Consider the following 1,581-nt stretch of genomic DNA (forward strand, 5'->3'; position numbering starts at 1 on the left):
TACTTTTGCTCATGAGCTTAATTTTGTTTTGTTGCTACTACAAAGATAAGCAGAAGAGCGGATTTTTTATTTTTTAAAAGTTCGCTCTGTTTTTTTAGCGGACAGTAGTGATTTAAAATACTGAATATTAAACAATAAAATAAATATTGTATGAGAACAACCGAGACACAAAACAAGTATGGAAGTCGGATACTACTCAATTATGCGACCAGTAATAAGCATATCCGGTAAAGGTTGTAACTAAGAATATCTACCTTAAGTCCTTCGGGATTTGCAACCCCGAAGGACATACTATAAGGATTTACCCAGTCCGATGTAATATCATCCCTAGGCTATTGGCTTAGCCTGCGGGAACTTTAAAAAAAATGCCCTCTTATCTGTTAAATGCATAAAACGGGCGAAGCTCTTCCCCCAAAAAACTCCTCCCATCCCAACCCTTTTCTTCTTTCCTTTGTTCTAAGTGAAACAACCAAAGGAAAATCAAAAAGGAAACAATTATGACAAGCATCAACCTATGCTACCGAGCCTCACTGCGCCCGGACTTACCCGGCAGTCTCTACCTGCAGGTCATCCACAGGAGGTGCACCCGAAAAATCACCCTCCCTTATAAAATTTACAGGGAAGAATGGGATAGCACAAACAAGTCAATCGTTGGCAGTACCCCCCAGCGGGATAGCTACCTGTACGAGGCTCGCAGGGGCATCGAAGAAGAAACAAGCCGTTTGAGAGCTATCATCCGCGAACTCGAAAGCAAAGGCGGCTACTTCGAAGTGGAGGAGATTACCGATGTGTACCATTCCAACCGCATGGAAGAATCGGGCGAACACAGCCTGAAGAAACTCGTCTCCCGCCTGAGCCGCAACCTGAGCAGATCGGGGCAGGAGCGCACCGCCCGCGCTTACGGAAGCAGCCTGCGAAGCCTGCTATTGTTCCTCAACAAGAACGATATCCCCATCTCCTGGCTGAGTCCCTCATTGGTGAAGAGTTACGAGCGCCATCTGAAGAACCAGGGTAAAGCCCCCAATACCATCTCTTTCTATATGCGCAACCTAAGAAGTATCTACAACAAGGCCATAACAAAAGGATTGGTAACCAAACCCGACCAGAACCTTTTCTCGGGAGTGTATACCGGCGTGCAGAAAACCCATAAACGAGCCCTTTCACGTAACCAGATACAAGCCCTGTACGATGTAGTACTGTCGGGAACCAAAGACCGTGCCCGCCTGGAAACCTGCCGCCGGCTGTTCTTCTTCTGCCTGTATGCCAATTAAGATGCCTCATTTGTTTTTTCTAACAACCGGATTTTCGGACCAACCCAACATAATTCAGTAATATTGAGATAGTTAATCAATTATTTACCGAAGTATTGTACAGGGAAAACCAAAATTCACAAAGCTGTCTCAGGCTTATGCAGGAGGGTATGTAAAAAGTCTGTCATTCCGTACTTGATACGGAATCCCCCCTTTAAATAATTAAAAATTAAAAATCACTAGTGTCCGGTTTAGAAAATATTGACATCGTTAAAACCCTTATGGATAAAGGGGAGTGAGCACGTTCTTTGATTTTTCGATTTGAATTTTC

1 protein-coding gene is annotated in these 1,581 nt (G+C 44.0%); it reads left to right on the top strand.

Annotated elements, in window-relative coordinates; genetic code table 11:
- The first annotated feature begins 497 nt into the window (after positions 1–497).
- Positions 498–1,271 (top strand): phage integrase SAM-like domain and Arm DNA-binding domain-containing protein, encoded by a 774-nt coding sequence (locus tag D0T84_RS22160; RefSeq protein ID WP_163310088.1) that lies wholly within the window; start codon positions 498–500, stop codon positions 1,269–1,271.
- Positions 1,272–1,581 lie beyond the last annotated feature (310 nt).

It is taken from the genome of Dysgonomonas sp. 521 (assembly GCF_010501055.1).
In the GTDB taxonomy this organism is placed as follows: domain Bacteria; phylum Bacteroidota; class Bacteroidia; order Bacteroidales; family Dysgonomonadaceae; genus Dysgonomonas.